Source organism: Rhodococcus sp. Leaf278 (assembly GCF_001426085.1).
Lineage (GTDB): Bacteria > Actinomycetota > Actinomycetes > Mycobacteriales > Mycobacteriaceae > Rhodococcoides.
Window position 1 is genome coordinate 21,580 of sequence record NZ_LMRR01000015.1, and the last position, 15,882, is coordinate 37,461.

Annotated in this window: 15 protein-coding genes and 3 tRNA genes; 13 read left to right on the forward strand and 5 right to left on the reverse strand. The window is 60.8% G+C overall.

Annotated features, from left to right (window positions below):
* Positions 1-43 precede the first annotated feature (43 nt).
* Entirely contained in the window at positions 44-1,078 is a 1,035-nt protein-coding gene (mgrA, locus tag ASG84_RS15635; RefSeq protein WP_057477969.1) for an L-glyceraldehyde 3-phosphate reductase, read from the reverse strand.
* 77 nt (positions 1,079-1,155) lie between these two features.
* Between mgrA and ASG84_RS15640 the strand changes: the two genes are divergently transcribed.
* The 3 genes from ASG84_RS15640 to ASG84_RS15650 all read left to right on the forward strand — a co-directional run bounded on the left by ASG84_RS15640 (position 1,156) and on the right by ASG84_RS15650 (position 2,835).
* Complete coding sequence (locus ASG84_RS15640) at positions 1,156-1,668, forward strand: MarR family transcriptional regulator (protein WP_082521020.1); 513 nt, start codon at positions 1,156-1,158, stop codon at positions 1,666-1,668.
* 45 nt (positions 1,669-1,713) lie between these two features.
* Positions 1,714-1,803: transfer RNA gene (locus ASG84_RS15645), tRNA-Ser, on the forward strand.
* 219 nt (positions 1,804-2,022) lie between these two features.
* The gene (locus ASG84_RS15650; RefSeq protein WP_057477971.1) at positions 2,023-2,835 is read left to right on the forward strand and encodes a formate/nitrite transporter family protein; all 813 of its coding nucleotides are present in this window, start codon (positions 2,023-2,025) and stop codon (positions 2,833-2,835) included.
* Positions 2,836-2,852: 17 nt separating this feature from the next.
* Here the strand turns inward: ASG84_RS15650 and ASG84_RS15655 are convergent, their stop codons facing one another.
* Both ASG84_RS15655 and ASG84_RS15660 read right to left on the reverse strand, forming a co-directional pair.
* Positions 2,853-3,776, reverse strand: coding sequence for a pseudouridine synthase (locus ASG84_RS15655; RefSeq protein WP_235581684.1), 924 nt, complete (start codon positions 3,774-3,776; stop codon positions 2,853-2,855).
* A gap of 78 nt (positions 3,777-3,854) precedes the next feature.
* A complete protein-coding gene (locus ASG84_RS15660; RefSeq protein WP_057477973.1) occupies positions 3,855-4,211 on the reverse strand; it encodes an excalibur calcium-binding domain-containing protein in 357 nt (118 codons plus the stop codon).
* A 161-nt stretch (positions 4,212-4,372) separates the two neighbouring features.
* On the opposite strand from ASG84_RS15660, the gene ASG84_RS15665 reads away from it, so the two are divergent.
* Positions 4,373-4,576, forward strand: a complete 204-nt coding sequence (locus ASG84_RS15665; RefSeq protein WP_057478002.1) for a DUF3072 domain-containing protein — start codon at positions 4,373-4,375, stop codon at positions 4,574-4,576.
* Positions 4,577-4,868: 292 nt separating this feature from the next.
* Positions 4,869-5,915: an alpha/beta hydrolase gene (locus tag ASG84_RS15670; RefSeq protein ID WP_057478003.1), complete on the forward strand. Its 1,047-nt coding sequence runs from the start codon at positions 4,869-4,871 to the stop codon at positions 5,913-5,915.
* On the opposite strand, the gene hisC is transcribed toward ASG84_RS15670, so the two are convergent.
* On the reverse strand, positions 5,904-6,959 hold the full coding sequence (gene hisC, locus ASG84_RS15675; protein WP_057478004.1) for a histidinol-phosphate transaminase: 1,056 nt from the start codon (positions 6,957-6,959) through the stop codon (positions 5,904-5,906). The genes ASG84_RS15670 and hisC overlap by 12 nt on opposite strands.
* Before the next feature lie 94 nt (positions 6,960-7,053).
* On the opposite strand from hisC, the gene ASG84_RS15680 reads away from it, so the two are divergent.
* From ASG84_RS15680 to ASG84_RS28770, 4 genes are all read left to right on the forward strand, one after another.
* Positions 7,054-7,818 carry a dienelactone hydrolase family protein gene (locus tag ASG84_RS15680; protein WP_057477974.1) on the forward strand — a complete coding sequence of 255 codons (765 nt, stop codon included), beginning with the start codon at positions 7,054-7,056 and terminating at the stop codon, positions 7,816-7,818.
* Between the two features lie 123 nt (positions 7,819-7,941).
* Positions 7,942-8,031: transfer RNA gene (locus tag ASG84_RS15685), tRNA-Ser, on the forward strand.
* A 51-nt stretch (positions 8,032-8,082) separates the two neighbouring features.
* Positions 8,083-8,155: transfer RNA gene (locus ASG84_RS15690), tRNA-Arg, on the forward strand.
* A 316-nt stretch (positions 8,156-8,471) separates the two neighbouring features.
* Positions 8,472-8,675, forward strand: coding sequence for a hypothetical protein (locus ASG84_RS28770; protein ID WP_162248344.1), 204 nt, complete (start codon positions 8,472-8,474; stop codon positions 8,673-8,675).
* Here ASG84_RS28770 and ASG84_RS15695 read toward each other — a convergent pair.
* Complete coding sequence (locus ASG84_RS15695) at positions 8,651-9,487, reverse strand: hypothetical protein (protein WP_235581685.1); 837 nt, start codon at positions 9,485-9,487, stop codon at positions 8,651-8,653. The two genes, ASG84_RS28770 and ASG84_RS15695, sit on opposite strands and share 25 nt — an antisense overlap.
* 905 nt (positions 9,488-10,392) lie before the next feature.
* Here ASG84_RS15695 and ASG84_RS15700 point away from each other — a divergent pair.
* The 4 genes from ASG84_RS15700 (at position 10,393) to ASG84_RS15720 (ending at position 15,519) form a co-directional block, all read left to right on the forward strand.
* The gene (locus ASG84_RS15700) at positions 10,393-11,142 is read left to right on the forward strand and encodes a TIGR04255 family protein (RefSeq protein WP_162248345.1); all 750 of its coding nucleotides are present in this window, start codon (positions 10,393-10,395) and stop codon (positions 11,140-11,142) included.
* Positions 11,143-11,858: 716 nt separating this feature from the next.
* Positions 11,859-12,836 (forward strand): hypothetical protein, encoded by a 978-nt coding sequence (locus ASG84_RS15705; protein WP_057477977.1) that lies wholly within the window; start codon positions 11,859-11,861, stop codon positions 12,834-12,836.
* A gap of 825 nt (positions 12,837-13,661) precedes the next feature.
* Positions 13,662-14,420: a DUF2510 domain-containing protein gene (locus ASG84_RS15715; protein WP_082521021.1), complete on the forward strand. Its 759-nt coding sequence runs from the start codon at positions 13,662-13,664 to the stop codon at positions 14,418-14,420.
* Between the two features lie 148 nt (positions 14,421-14,568).
* Positions 14,569-15,519, forward strand: coding sequence for a hypothetical protein (locus ASG84_RS15720; RefSeq protein WP_057477980.1), 951 nt, complete (start codon positions 14,569-14,571; stop codon positions 15,517-15,519).
* The last annotated feature ends 363 nt before the right edge of the window (positions 15,520-15,882 follow it).

The following is a 15,882-nucleotide window of genomic DNA, read 5'->3' on the forward strand; positions in this document are numbered from 1 at the left end:
GGAACGACCCGCAGGCAGAGTCGCACCACTGCCGCAGGCACTCCTAGAGGTCCCAGAGGTTGATTCCGAAGTCCTCGGCGTGCTGGTCGATCTGCGCCAGCTCGTCGTCGGTGAAGTCCAGCTTGTCCAGCGCAGCCACGTTGTTCTCGAGCTGTTCGACGCTCGATGCGCCTATCAGCACCGACGTCACCCGCGAGTCGCGCAGGGCCCAGCTCAGCGCGAGCTGTGCGAGGGATTGCCCGCGGGCGGCGGCGATGTCGTTCAATGCCCGAAGGTGTCCGATGTGGTCGTCGGTGAGCCAGTCCGGGTTCAACGACTTACCCTGTGCTGCTCGCGAATCCGCAGGAATACCGTCGAGATATCTGTCGGTGAGCATGCCCTGGGCCAAGGGCGAGAACGCAATGACGCCTGCGCCGATCTCGTCGAGTGTGCCGAGCAACTCGGGCTCGATCCAGCGATTGACCATCGAATAGCTCGGCTGATGAATCAGCAGGGGAACACCCGCGTCGGCGAGCAGATCCGCCATCTTCTGCGTCCCCTCGGGCTTGTAGGAACTGATGCCCGCGTACAGCGCCTTGCCCTGTTGAACTGCGCTGATCAGCGCGCCTGCGGTTTCCTCGATCGGGGTGTCGTGGTCGGGACGGTGGCTGTAGAAGATGTCGACGTGGTCCAGGCGCATGCGCGTCAACGATTGGTCCAGCGACGAGAGCAGATATTTCCGGGAACCACCGAACCCGTACGGGCCGGGCCACATGTCCCAGCCGGCTTTGCTCGAAATGATCAGCTCGTCGCGGTAACCGGCGAAATCTTCCGAGTAGATGCGTCCGAAGTTCTTCTCCGCACTGCCGTAGGGCGGACCGTAGTTGTTGGCCAGATCGAAGTGTGTGATTCCCAGATCGAAGGCGCGACGCAAAATCGCCCGCTGGTTCATCAGTGGAACGTCGTCGCCGAAGTTGTGCCACAGTCCCAGCGAGATCGCCGGGAGCTTCGGTCCGCGTGACCCCACTTGCCGGAAGTGCATGGACTCGTATCTGTCGGCTGCGGCAACGTAGGGCGGGTCGATGTTGGGATCTGTCATAACTCGACCCTAGGTCTCGGACTCGAATCGAACATTCAACCAGCGCAAGCTACTCGCCGGTAGATTTCTTGCCTAAGATGTCACGCGTGACGGCCGAACTAGCCATTGGCTCCGGGGGGGATCCGCAGTGGCTCGACACTGCGGAAATGAAAGCATGGCGCGCCTATATGGACGGCGGGCAACGATTGATGGGGGTATTGAACAAGGATCTGCAGGACGGCCATGATCTGTCGATGGCGGAGTACCGAGTTCTGGTGCTGCTGTCGGAGTCGGAAGACGGCTCGCTCAGAATGAGCGAGCTGGCCGACGGCGTCCTGTCGTCGAGAAGTCGCCTGACGCATCAGATCAGGAGGATGGAAATTCAGGACATGGTGTCTCGCAGCACCTGCGTCGACGACGGCCGAGGTGTGCTCGCGGTGATCACCGAGGAAGGCCGTCGACGGTTGGCGGAGGCGGCACCCACTCATGTGCGCAGTGTGCGCCGCCATCTCGTCGATCTGCTGTCTCCACAGGAACTCGAAGTGCTCGGCGACATCTTCGAGAAAGTCGACGCAGCAGTGGACACCTCTGCCGCGGCATCGCGACGATGAGGGGCGATTGGGACGCGGGCGGCCCAGCCGTTTAAGATCGCACACGGAAGCGTGGCAGAGCGGCCCAATGCACTCGCCTTGAAAGCGAGAGACGTGTAAAAGCGTCCGGGGGTTCAAATCCCTCCGCTTCCGCCACATGTTCGCTCACGCCCGGTTCACCCGCGAGGTGAGCCGGGTGTTGTCGTATCTGGCGAGGCCTACTTGATCTCTGTCGAGGCCTATTGGATCGAGATCTGGCCCGCGCAGTCTTCATCAGCGCCGATCGTCCGCAAGCACTCGTCGGGCAGGTAAAGTTCGAGTACAGGATTCCCGACGGGTTGGTATCGATCCTGGCTCAGTGGGTACTAACTGCGAATGAGCGAAGAAGCACGGCGCAACGACGGCGACAACGAGGGACCTCTGGAAGAGGAACTCGAGGAGAGTTTCGACGCTGTCGTATCGGAGGGTGCCGAGCGATTGCACCGCACCGTGCGCACAGTCCTGATCACCGGATTCTTCGGTGGGCTCGAAGTTGCTCTGGGTGTGATGGCGTATCTGGCGGCACTGGACGAGACCGACAGTCACCTACTGGCAGGCCTGGCGTTCGGCATCGGTCTGGTGGCCATCTACCTCGCCCATGGTGAGTTGTTCACCGAGGACTTCCTGATGCCTATCGCCGCGGTGGTGGCTCGCGACGGAACTCCGTTGCAGCTGGTGAGGCTGTGGGTCGGGACGCTGCTGGCCAATCTGCTGGGCGGTTGGTTCGTGATGTGGTTGATTGCGCACGCGTTCCCGCAGTGGCTCGAGGTGTTGTCCGAAGCGGCGCATCATTTCGTCGACGCACCGCTGAACCTTCAGTCGATCTGCCTGGCTGTTCTCGGTGGTAGCACGATGACGCTGTTGACTCGGATGCAGCAGGGAACAACATCCGACGTCGCGCGGATCATCGCCGCCATGGCAGCAGGTTTTCTGCTGGCCGGACTGCAGTTGTTCCACTCGATACTCGATTCCCTGCTGATCTTCGGGGCCATCCACGCGGGTGCCGACGTGAGCTACGTCGCCTGGATCGAATGGTTCGGATATACGTTGATGTTCAACATCATCGGCGGCGTCGTATTGGTCACCGCGCTGCGCCTGGTGCGCACGAAGGAGCTCGTGAAGTCCGAACGACAGACCGATCCCGAGTAGCGAAACGGCGTCGGAAGTCACGGCCCGACAGTCGACACCCAACGCTGCAAGCTCAACCCGGTCTCGAACCGTCGCATGGATTTCGAGATCGGATCGATGAATTCAATTGCACTGGCAAGCAATTGGAGCGGATTGGTGAAATCGTCGACGGCTCGGTTGGTGGCCGTCGGGTAGAGGTCGTCACCGAGGATCGGCACGCCGAGCGAATTCATGTGCAGACGTAGCTGGTGGGTGCGACCGGTCAGCGGTGTCAGTCGATAGCGGCCGAGTCCGTCGCGATGGTCCAGGAGTTCGACGGTGGTGTGTGCGTTGGGTTCTCCAGCCACCTCGTGGGCAGTGAATTGTCCTCTCTCCGAGACGATTCGACTGCGGACGACAGTGGGCAGGGTCAGGGTGGAATCGTGCGGAGCGATCGCCTCGTACTCCTTGTGAACTTTTCGATCCTGGAATAACGTCTGATATTTGCCACGGAGTGTCGGATCGACGACGAACAAGACCAGACCCGCGGTGACGCGATCGAGTCGGTGCGCTGGCACCAGTTGCGGCAGATCGAGTTCGAGACGCAGTCGCACCAACGCGGTCTGCAGGATGTGTCCGCCGCGGGGGATGGTCGGCAGAAAGTGCGGCTTGTCGATCACCAGTAGCGCATCGTCGCGGTGCACGATCGAGATATCGAACGGCACAACGGTTTCCGTCGGAAGGTCTCGATGGAACCAGACTGCCTCGCCGGGCACGTACGGCGCGTCGGAGGAGATGGGACCGGCCATGTCGACGATCTCGCGTGCGTCGAACATGGCGTCGATCCGGTCTGGAGGAATCCGCTGCTCGGTCGCAATCAGGAAGTCACGGACAGTGAGCCAGGCGCCGTCCTCGGGCATTCGGATTCGTGCAGGATCGAGGCCGTGTCGCTTCGCCAGGGGAGGTTGCTGGCGTCGTCTCACCGAGTGAGCGTATCGGCGTGTCGAGATCGCACTTGTGCAGACGAATCAGGGCCATTCGCCCGCACAAGTGCGAGTTCGCTATTCGCAGCCGATGCCGTCGTTGTCGCGGTCGAGGTGGGGGCCGTAGCCGTACTCGTCCCGGTAGACGGGCGCGGCACCGGCGTCGCGCGCGGCGTCGCAGTTCTTGTACTGAAAGCCGCTGGGCCGAGGTGCGGGTGCGGGCGCGCCCTGCTGCTGCGGCGCGGGTGCGGCCTGCGGCGGGGGCGGGGGAGCGAAGGCGGGCGGCGGCGGCAGGATGCAGAACTGAGCCGAACCTGCTCCGCACAGGAAATCGGTGATCGGGTCGGCGGCGGCCACGGCGGGGGTAGTGACCAGGGCTGCCGCTGCAATTGCGCTGGAAATGCCGATCTTGACCAGCAGGTTCTTCGTCTTCATGCGACTCCAATTCGAGGGGGTGTGTTGGAGCATCCTTGGCTAGTCCTTGAACTGTCAATCAAGTTCATTCGCTCGACCGACGGCCGCTGTGAGCAGGCCTGAGAGTGGATAGGTAGCGCCGATGCGTTTGGAAATCCGCGCCAGGGCGTATGTACGAACGTATGAGCGAAAACGAGCAGGTCAATCAGAACCCCGAGAAGGATCCAGAAGATTGGGTGACCGGCGACGAGCCGATGACCGGTCCGCAGAAGAGCTACCTGAGCACCCTCGCTCAGGAAGCGGGCGAAGAAGTTCCCGACGATCTGAACAAGGCTCAGGCGTCGGAAATGATCGACAAGTTGCAGGGCGAGACCGGCCGCGGCTGAATCGACGACAGGGAAGTCCACTCGATGTGACATCGACCCCCGAAAAGTCCACCGAATGTCACATCGAGTGCCCTCCGAACCACGGCAAGATTCGGTACATCGGACCAGGTAGACCGTTCTATCTTCGGTAGATGTAACAAAGGATTACGCAGACTTTTGTACACATCGTTTCGCGGCTACTGTGAGCGGACCCACAGGCTTCGGCGTGTCTGCGCAATGGTGGGTACGTTGTGTAACGGATGTTGTTTGTGTTGCGCCCGATGAGGTGCGCAGGGGGAGGATGGGCAATCAGATGCACCGTCGTGTGTTGGCAGTAGCGGGAACTGCTCTGGCAGTTTCCCTGCTGGGGTCGGGTCTCGCCGGGGCGCAGCCGCTGCCCGGTACCGGCAGCTCCGATGGTGGTGGCGCAGTGCCCGGTATCGAAGCTCAAACCCTTCCGCTGGCGACGGCACGAATCGATCGTGTCGACATGCTCACCGACCGCCGCGCCGCGGTCTGGGTCGAATCGCCCGCCATGGGCCGCGAGATTCAGGTCCAGGTTCTTCTTCCGGCCGCGCAGGCCGCGTCCCGTCCGACCCTTTACATGCTCGACGGAGTGAGTGCGGGCAAGGAATCCGATTACAAGGAAAGCACCTGGACGCAGAAGACCGACATTGTCGATTTCTTCGCGGACAAGCAGGTCAACGTCGTGCTCCCCGTCGGTGGATCGAGCAGCTACTACACCGACTGGAACGTTCCGGATCCCGTGCTCGGCGTCAACAAGTGGGAGACGTTCCTGACGTCGGAATTGCCGCCGCTGATCGATGCGCGCTTTTCCGGTAACGGCACCAACGCAATCGCGGGTGTCTCGATGGGCGCGCAGGCCGCGATGGATCTGATCACCCGTCACCCCACGCTCTACACAGGCGTCGCCGGTCTGAGTGGGTGCTACGACAATTCGCAGACCAACTTCAAGGATGCAGTACGCGCTACCGTCGCGACCAACGGCGGAAACGCGTCCAACATGTGGGGCGAGAACTCCAACCCGCTGTGGATGCAGCACGATCCCTCCGCCAACGCTGAGGCACTCCGCGGCAAGGACGTCTACATCTCCGTCGGCACCGGGTTGCCCGGCCCGTACGAACTGGGCCCCGGCGGCAGCGGAGTCGAGAGCGCCCTGATGGGTGGGCCGCTCGAGGCCGCGGCGCTGTACTGCATGACCGTGTTCGATACGAGACTGCGTGCACTCGACATTCCCGCTACCACCGTCTACCGGCCCTACGGAATTCACGGCTGGCCGTATTGGCAGGACGACCTGCGTGAATCCTGGCCTACCCTGCAGCGCGCGCTAGGACTGTAGGGCGAACTTCAGAAATGCGTCGTTCTCGTGCGGGTCGCCGATGGTGACCCGCACGCCGTCGTTTCCGTAGGCGCGCAGCAGCACACCGTGCTCGGCTGCACCGGACGCGAATTCTCCCGACTTCTCGGCCAACGGCAGCCAGACGAAGTTGGACTGCGATGCGTTGACGTCGAAGCCGCCTGCCACCAGGGCGTCGCGCACGCGATCGCGTTCGACGATGAGTGCGTCGGTGCGGGCCAGTAGCTCTGCCGAGGCCTCGAGCGACGCCAACGCTGCCTGCTGCGCGATCGTGCTGACAGCGAACGCGATGCGCACCTTGGACAGCGCTGTGATCACGTCCGGGTCGGCCACGGCATAGCCCACGCGCAAGCCGGCGAGTCCGTACGCCTTAGAGAAGGTGCGCAGCACGATCACGTTGCGCCGTCCACGCGCGAGTTCGACGCCATCGACGTGATCCCCGTCAGCGGTGGGACGGGTGTACTCGAAGTAGGCCTCGTCCAGTACGACAAGGATGTTCGACGGCACCGCGTCGAGGAAGGCCTCGAGCTCGGCGCGCCGGACGACGCTTCCGGTCGGATTGTTGGGGTTGCACACGAAGATCAGGCGGGTGCGGTCGGTGATGGCCGCGAGCATCGCGTCGAGATCGTGTACGTGGTCTGCGGTCAGTGGAACCAGCACGGGCGTCGCACCGGCAACGCGCGTGATGATCGGGTACGCCTCGAACGAGCGCCATGCAAAGAGCACCTCGTCCCCGGGTCCACACGTGATCTGAACGACCTCTTGGCACAGTGCAACCGAACCGTTACCCGCGGCTACATTGTCGGTCGCAACTCCGAGCTTCTTCGCCAGGGATTCGACGAGTGCCGTCGCCCGGATGTCGGGGTAGCGGTTGACGCCGCCGACTGCCTCGGCGATAGCGGCATGCACGCTGGGCAGCGGGCCCTGCGTTGTTTCGTTGCTCGCCAGCTTGATTGCCCCCGGAAAGCTACGGCCGGGAATGTAAGCGGGGATGGCGTCGAGGTCGGGGCGGATGTGCGCGGTCACGGCTGCCATTATGCGCCCAGGTTCGGGGGTTGACTTCTACGTGTCCGTGTTATTGCTATGCGCGACCGGACCGATCGTCCTATCTTCGATAAGTATGTCGGGAATCTTCAGCGACGTCGCAGTCCTTCGGTCCGCCACCGCGCCCACAGTCGGCGCGGACGACGAGGTGGATACGTCCGCACACGAATCTCCGCCGCGGGAGAAGGTGCCTCTGACAGCCGTCGAGCCGGAGGGCACACCGCGCGGCGGAATCGTCGTGCTGCACGAGGCGCGTGAAATTCCGCAGTCTCTACTCGACCTGCTGCGCGCACTGGCGATGGAAGGCTGGCTCGCCGTCGCCCCGAACCTCTTTCATCGAGGTCACGGCGACGACAAGGAAGTCTTCGGCGACGACCTCTTCGCGGACTTCGATGCCACCTCCGACTGGCTGGTTCAGCGCGGGGTCTATCCCGATTGTGTCGGGGTCATCGGATTCGACGACGCAGGAACGGCGGCGTTGATCGTGGCCACCAGCCGTCCGGTCGGAGCGGCGGTCAGTGTTGCCGCGGCGGGCATCGTCGAACCGCTCAACTCCGACGCGGTCGCGTTGGTGGAGGCTGCACCCAAGCTGCAGGCGCCCTGGCTCGGTCTCTACGGCGAGGACGACCCGCACACCCCACCCGATCACATCGAAGCCCTTCGCGACGCTGCCACGCGCGCCTCAGTGGCCACGAACATCGTCAGCTATTCAGGTGTGCAGCATCGAGCCGACCATCCCAGGGAGCAGCCGGGCAGCAGCGACCACACGGACCCGGCCGAGGCAGCTCTCGTCGACGCGCAGACTCGAATCTTCGATTGGTTCGACAGCTTCTTGCGTTGACGAGCAACAAGCATCTTTTACGCGAACGCCGTGCGAACCTGAGGCGTCGACCAGCCGTTTTGCCTTCTGGCCTTTGCCGTGTGTAATCTCTTTCCTCGGCGGTCCGAGAGGGCCGGCAGCCTAGGAGGCGTGCCAGAGCGGCCGAATGGGAGTCACTGCTAATGACTTGTCCTTTCACCGGGACCGGAGGTTCAAATCCTCTCGCCTCCGCCACGAACGGTAGAGTTTTTACCGTTCAGCTAGACCAGCACGACAACTGAACATGCGCCCGTAGCTCAACGGATAGAGCACTTGACTACGGATCAAGAGGTTAGGGGTTCGAATCCCTTCGGGCGCACAAGAAAAGAGTCCCCCAACTGCGAATATGCAGGAGGGGGACTCTTTTTCATTGTCGGCGTTTGGCTCTACGACACGGAAACGATGACGGAACTACCGAGTTGTCCGCGATCCCAGGCCTCCGAGTTGATCCAAAATGTGGGTGAGATCCGGTGCTTCGGACGCCTTCTCGATGTAATGCTTCTCGGTAATCGCGGTACCAGAATGTCCGAGCTGAGCCGCCGCAGCCTTCGACCCCGAGACCCTGACAACGAAGTACGACAAAAAGTCGACCAAATCATAAGCGAAGCAACAGTTTTTGATGGAGGTACACCCTGATGGCGAAGATTCAGGTGAGGCGCGGCACTACTGCGCAGTGGGCGACAGCGAACACGGTGTTGGCGGTGGGGGAGCCTGGCCGCGATACGACGTTGAAGCGTTACAAGACGGGTGATGGTGTCATTGCCTGGTCTACACTGCCGTGGGATGCACCGTCGAAAGCGGAAGCCGACGCACTTTATACGTCGTTTTCGTCTCCCTGACGATTCATCATTGCTTCTTCCTTCTCTCGCTCGATGGTCGCACGGTCAGCAGCATGCTGATCAGGATTGTCGCGTTCCTCTGCCAACCGGGAGAGGTGTTGATCTCTGTAGACCGCCTCTTGTGCTGCCTTCCATTCACGGGCAGTCATTCCGCTCGGAATGATCGACCCATTCGCGAGTCGCCGAACGACTTCCTGGGTGGTGCCCCCGCTAGAGTCACCCGTCGGCGTGTACACCAGGCGGCGATTCCGCGACTCAACCCGCATGGACCTGACTGACCCCTCGATGCCGCTCAACCTCTCCTGGAGCCCCTCGAACAACTCGACTAGAGCGTCCTGATCACCGCTAACCGCCCTGCTGGTACGGTCCAACGCTTTCGCGTACTCAGAGACCGGAGTGTGCAGTTCTTCGGGGTGTGCGAGTGCGTATCTCGCCGAATCCAGTAGGCGCTCCTGGGATGCATAGATCGAAGCGGGGTTCGCCAGGTTGTACGAGATGTATCGCTGGTCGGTGATGTCGAACGGGGCCGGTGTTCCCTCGGTCGTGATGATCACTACGGGCCGCTTGAAGCTGTGGGCAATCGCCAGTTCGTAGAACACGTTGGGGTTGTGACCGGTGAGATCGGCGACGATCAAATCGGCTTCGATAATCCGCTTCACCACCAGCTGAGTTATCGAGTCTGGAGCATGCTCGAAGTCCGCCCGACGGATCTCGAACTCTTCCTCCGGCAAGGCTTTCTTGATGATGTACTCCAGCGCGAGCAGAGCCTTGGTGTGAGTGTCGGAGCCAACGGCACCGATTGGCGAGATCACGAAAACCTGGTGGCGCTTCGGTGGCGAAGTGTTCGTTTCCTGAGGCATCGCAAGAGTTTGCCACAGCCGTTCATCGAGTCTGACGAAATTATGGAATGTTGTTCACACGACCGACCACCCGACCTTCACCGCCCGCCGACGAGGGACAGGCCGGGTGGGTGATGCTTCCGGACGGACGACGCGGCTACCGATACGAGGGCTCTGACGATGTATTCATCGCCAAGGGAACCGCCCCCGCGCACCCTGCGTCTGAGTAGGTATGGACGGGATCGAGTGGGCCGCGGTCGTCGACGGGGGCTACGACCCTGCTGGCCCTGCGCTCACCGTCGCGCTCGCTCGCACTGTTTCAGAGGCCTGGTTGAGGGGCACGCGGGTTCGATGCTGATGACACTTGTCTCGTGCTTCTCCGCGCGGCGCAGCTCAGCGGCTTGTTCTTCGAGGTCGGCGTGGCTGATGGCGCGGCCGATCCACACGGCCGCGAGCGCGCAGATTACGACCCACGCGGCAACGATGCCGACTATCCACCAAAGCATCGAGACAGCATGACAGGTTCTGTGACAGTTCACGGGTAAATGTCACGGATATTGGTGTGGAACCGGTGACGTCGACCGTTTCACCGACAGGTGCGTCATGCAGTCTCGTTCCTGGTCGATGGTGACGCCGACAACCAGATTCTGCGTAGCCATCCCCGGAAGCAGTCGAGGGCACTCCCGCCGCCGTATGGCCATCCGCGCGGGAGCCCTGACCCTGGGCCGTCCTTGGCGCGACGGGTTCAAAGCTTCAGTAGGGCTTGGGTTGCGCAAGTAGTCAAGTTTGACACGAACCTAATAGTTACCTGAGACGACTGATGTGAAGTAGAGTGTGAAGTGATGAGGATAGATACGAACGCCTTCAGTCTGGGTCTGGTGAGCGAAGTTCCCCTAAAGGGTGGACCGCTCAAGCAAGTTGTGACTCAAATACAGCATAGTCAGACACCTGCATTGGTGTCCGACGAAGGAGAGGCCGGGATCGCTGCCGAACTCCCCGAGTATCCTGTTCGTCGACGCATAGTCAGCGGCACCATCAGCCCGGCAGGTCAGGCGTCGGAACAAGTCGCCCGTACGCTTAGCGACGTTGCCGGTGAGTGGGTCGTGACACTCACTGAGAACTCCATCAGCCTGCAAACCACCGACTATGCGTCGCGTGATGACTTCTGTAGCCGTGCGGGGGCGATCTTCGCGGCGGTCGGCCGCGTCGCTCCCCCACCCGTAGTTGACAGGGTGGGTTTGCGTTACATAAACCGCATCGAAGGCGAGGACATCCAGAACTTGGAGGACTTCGTCAACCCCCGACTGATGCTGCTTGCTGGTGCGCTCGGGTCGGGAATGGCCTTAGGCCACACCATCAGTGACTCGCTGATTGTCATCGAACCAGATGATCAGCTTCAGATCAGAACTGGATTACTGCCTGCTGGCGTTACATTCAGCCCAGGGGTGGAGGCATCCAGTCGCGAGTCTTGGACACTCGACATGGACGTGTTCAACGGTACTGGTCACATCTACTTTGATGCAGAAGGGTTAGTTTCGCTGCTCAGGCAGTATTCTGAGCACGCATACTCTTTCTTCAGGTGGGCAACGAGCCAGGCTTTGCACGACAGGTATCGAAGAGAGGGTTAGGTCAATATGACAAACAGCCTTCTCGCTCAAGATATGCAAGCGGTAGGAACAACATCGGGGGTCAGCGTCGATCAACCCGGTCGCGGACAACGCCTGCGTGCAATCGTGATCCCGTGGGCAGTTTCTGGCGTGCTTTTGACTGCGCCGCTCGGGACAGCTACCTCTGGCGCACCTGTCGCGGCTGCGTCTGAAGTGGTTTCGGCAGTGCGGGCGGCCAATAGAGACATTGCTCGAACCACAACCGGTCGACTATTGCTGGATTCCTCAGATTCGTCCGGGCAGTTGATTTCAGACAGCGGGGATATCGCTGCTTCGGTTCGCGCCTTGAAGGCGCGGTCAGGTCTGACTTGGGGCGAACTGGCCTCTGCAATTGGAGTGTCGACCAGATCTGTACACCTTTGGGTCAATGGCGCTCCAATTTCTGCGGCTAACGCTAAGCGCCTCACATCGCTATCGGAGCTTGTCAGTACCAACGAGAGGCAGACCGCAAGACTTACCCGTGAGCGGCTTATTGCGCCTGGGACCGGGGGTGGATCGTCGTTACTTTCGCGCTTTCGTATAGACGGTGCTGCCGACACAACTCGGAAGCTGTCCTACTTTCCGATGCGTGAGTTCCTGGCCTCAGACGCCCCAGGAGCAGATCCCTCGATCAACCGCCCTACCCGCACCACTTCAGTCAAGGTCCGACGACTTCGTAAACGTGGAGCTGCTGGGGAGTGACCGAAGACTCTTCCAGCGCTCACGCGCGCGCCGACAACGCCTCCAGCAAGGTCTTTCAGGGTGATGTGTTACCGCTCCAGGAAGCCAATGTCCGAGTAGTGGACTCAACCTACCCATTGACGGATGCTGCCGTTGAAGTTGCAGAAGCTGAAGGCAAAGAATTGATTCTCGCCATCACCGATGCAGAGGAGCATGTCGTAGTCCTGTCGCAGACGTGCGACTTGCGCCGCTCAAGTGATCGACTGCCCAATTTCCAAGTAGCTCCTGTCCTCGCCGTGGACGAGAAGCTGTACGGTGAGATTTACCGTGGACACCGTCCTGGTTACGCGTCGTTGCCGTGGTTTCAACCGTTCCATGTTGCAGATTTGTCGAAAATCACCACGCTCGAACGGAGCTTGCTGGTTGACGTAGAGGTTGCAGGAACCATCCAATCTGATTTGGACCGAGCCATATTCGCGGAGGCCATTGCCCGCCACTTCGCTCGGGTCGCCTTACCTGACGCGTTCACCCCTCTCCTCTATCCCCTGCTCGATCGGATGAAGAAGAAGGCCGGCAAGCAATCCAACGAGGGATCGTGTCTCGGACGAATTGCGTCGATACGCCTAGAGGGGACACCCAACTTCTCCAGCGCCTCGCCGCGACTGACCGTGATTTTTGTGCTGGAGTCAGGCGACTTCCCAGACTACGAGGGCGTAGACGAACTCGATATGAACCTCGTCGACACCCTCGTGGAGAGCAAGGCGGTGGACCGGGCTGCAGCCATGGCGCTCGACACAGAGAATGTGAAATTGTGCCACGAAGGTTGGCTCGCCTGTGCCGCACTATGGACACAAGAAAGCGTACTCCTTGCCGCGGCAGCAGATGACGTTGACAGCCTGGATTACGAGGTCGTGAGCGGGCGACAGTTCAGTTTCGAACGTTCTCGGAATGCCCCCGAGGTCGACCTAACGTACCTAACGACGCGAGGTGACTAACGCCGCTTGCCCGGCCGCTGATCCCCAACTCAAGGCGGCGTTCGCAAGATTTGGTGAACCGGATTGGACAAGTTTTCGGAGGCTGTGGCAGTCGTCTTTGGTCGCCAGAGTGCGGCCTAATTGTGTTGTCATCGCATATGATTCGGCCATGCAAAGCTCGTCGAATCTCGCTGTAGCGTTACTCTTCACGGCGGTCTGCTGTGCGGCCTGCTCGACAGAGGCGGATTCGCCGACCCCTGGCGACCGGGACCGGCTCACTACCTCGGCACCGCCGACCCGAGACGCATCAATTTCGACTGTGCAGGGTGACGTCACACTGCAAGGGATCGCTCCGATTGTGGATCTCTCGGCCGGGCGATGTGAGGGAGGCCTAGGTGCGCGTTACGCGAGCGAGGGAGCACAAGTAACCATTGTGAACGAAGCGAGCGTCACGGTCGGAACGGGCACACTAGGGCCGGGGTCGTGGACACCGGACGGCACTTGCGTCTTCCCCTACTCAGCCCAGGTCGGGATCGCACAGTTCTATACGGCGCGCATAGGAACGAGCCCCACGATCACTTTCACCCGAGACCAGGCACTCACGCAGCGGGTCGGGTTTCGAATCGGTTGACCGGTTTTTCCGTCTCGGTATCAGCCTGGTAGTGAGCCGCCGCTCCATGCCGTGGCGACATTGCCGGGAACTGACCCGACGCTGTCCAACGTCGGTCGGCTGCTTCATCCATGAGGCGAGTCTTTGGAGCGCAACGTCATTCAATCGAACGACTCTGTGGCCACACGAAAATATCCTCGTTTGAGCGTGTCGGACTTGTCTGGTACTCCTTACCGATGACACCTGCTGGCTGGTATCCGGATCCCGCGAACCCACAACTGATCCGCTACTGGGATGGGACTCAATGGACTCCCGAAACCAAGTCGCGTCCGTTACCCCAGCACCAACCTGACTACGTTCTCAATCCGCCCCAATCCACGCCGCAAGAGTCCCCATCGAAGAAGACGAACAGGACGATCTGGAAGGTATGCGGCGTCGTTCTAGCTGTGTTCATCGTCGGTAATGTCGTGTCGGCTGCGATGGACGATTCTCCGCGAAGTTCTGCGTCGCAGAGCCGCGTGCCTGACGAGGTTCGGACGACGTTCTCTACCGAGGCAGCGGCCTTGCCGAAGCCACCTGACGCGGCAGATCCAAGGGAAACAATCAACTACCCCGATGGCCTCGCCGTCACAGTCACAGCCCTAACCGGAGGTCAATCGACCAACTCGTTCGATGGTGACGGGCCATTCACGATCATCTCGATCGAGCTACGGAACACTGGCACCGATACGTTCGACGCGGCCGACTGGTGGACGCCCTACCTCAACTACGGACCTGGCGGCTCATCCGCGGAGGATGCGTGGCTTTCGGGGACCGTAAATGGCATCAAGTCAGACGGTGTGAAGGGGTCGGGCCTGATTCCGCCTGGGGGAGTGGTGACGGTGAACTCAGCGTACGAGGTTTCGGTCGCTCAGTTGTCGCCGGCCACGATCACCCCGCAGTGGCCGGGTCGTCGCCTCTGGACGGGCGATTTCGCGGCCGCGTTTGGCGGGTAGCGCGCCGGCGCTACATATACCGGTTCAGCTCGAACACTCACTGCGGCTTGGCAGTACGGCCCTCGTGAGCTGCGGCGTTGCAAGGAAGGTGAACTGTCTCGCTAGTTGCGCGCTTCAAGTGTCGCCACGAACGAAGGATGGAGATTCAATGGAGATGCCAGAGATCGGTAGCGAGTACGTCTACAAGGCAAGCGCCGACGCGCCCATTGAACGGGTGAGGGTCGTTTCGATCGAGCTTCAGATGACCTCGTTCCGGGCTGTAATCGAGAGAATCGGTCGAAAGACTTCTGTTGTGACAGAGGCTGTTCCAGGCAAACGACTCAAGGTGCCATGGACAGAGAAGTCAGACTTCGAGGCTGCGGAGCGCGTGTGGGATCGGTTCCGCCAGGTCGACCTCACAGAGTGCGAGGAGGGTTTGGTACACACCTTCTTCGACACGTTCATTCCGTCGCATATCGCTGGGCTCGTTATTGGTGCTGGGCATCCCTTCGGTTCGCAACTCCATCCGGTCGCGCAGGTCCACGATGTCAACGCGTTAAGCGACGTAGTTGGTGTGCCGGGTTCAGAGTTTTTGCAACAGGCCGATTGGGCCGAGGTCTACGGCAAGTTGATGTTGTCACCTCTCGGAGCGATGCAACTCTGCAAGGCTGCTTGCTCGCACAATCCGGTGCCCGTGCTCGACTACGTCCTCGCTAACGAACGCAAGGCCCAGCATGAATCGTTACACGGCGAGCCTGAGTTTGTCTCCGGCCGCGGCAGAGGCGCGCGTTCGGCCGACGAGGCCTACGACCTCTATTTGAGGTATGACAAGCCAAGGTACGAGCTGCTGCGGCAGTGGTGTGGGCACAGAGCGGCCAGTGTCCAAGAGCGTCTTATTGCAGCTGAGGCGGAGGTACGCCGGCTCGATTTACTTCTGGTAGAAGCGACCGAGCAGCTCAAGGCTGCAGATCCTTCCAATGACCGTGTGAGCGAGATCGTACGTGCACACCGCTCGGACGTGATCGGGCCGGACAGTGTCCGTCCAGTTGTGGAGAGGCCGCTTGGCTCGATGGATATTGCTCAGCCCCCGCAACGCCGTTTTCAACGGGTGTGGCACTGAGAAGGGGTTTGCTTCGATGGCATTCGACCCGCGACACGTTTACGACACGGAAACGACGGATAAGGATGAATACAGATTGCAACTCGTGAACCCTGAGATGTTGCGTCCGCGCATCTCATCGGTTGTTTCCATCAAATGGTGGACAACAACGGCAAGCGCTGCCCGCTAACAGGAGGTTAGGGGTTCGAATCCCTTCGGGCGCACAAAAGAATGAAGCCCCGAACTGCAGCGATGCGGTTCCGGGGCTTTTTCGTTACCCGTTCGAAGTGCGGCAGGCTCAACACTTACTCAGCACATTGGCCGGATTTCGGGGCGAAGCGTTGAGTCATGCGTCCCGAACAGGGGCGAGACAGTGCGTGCCGA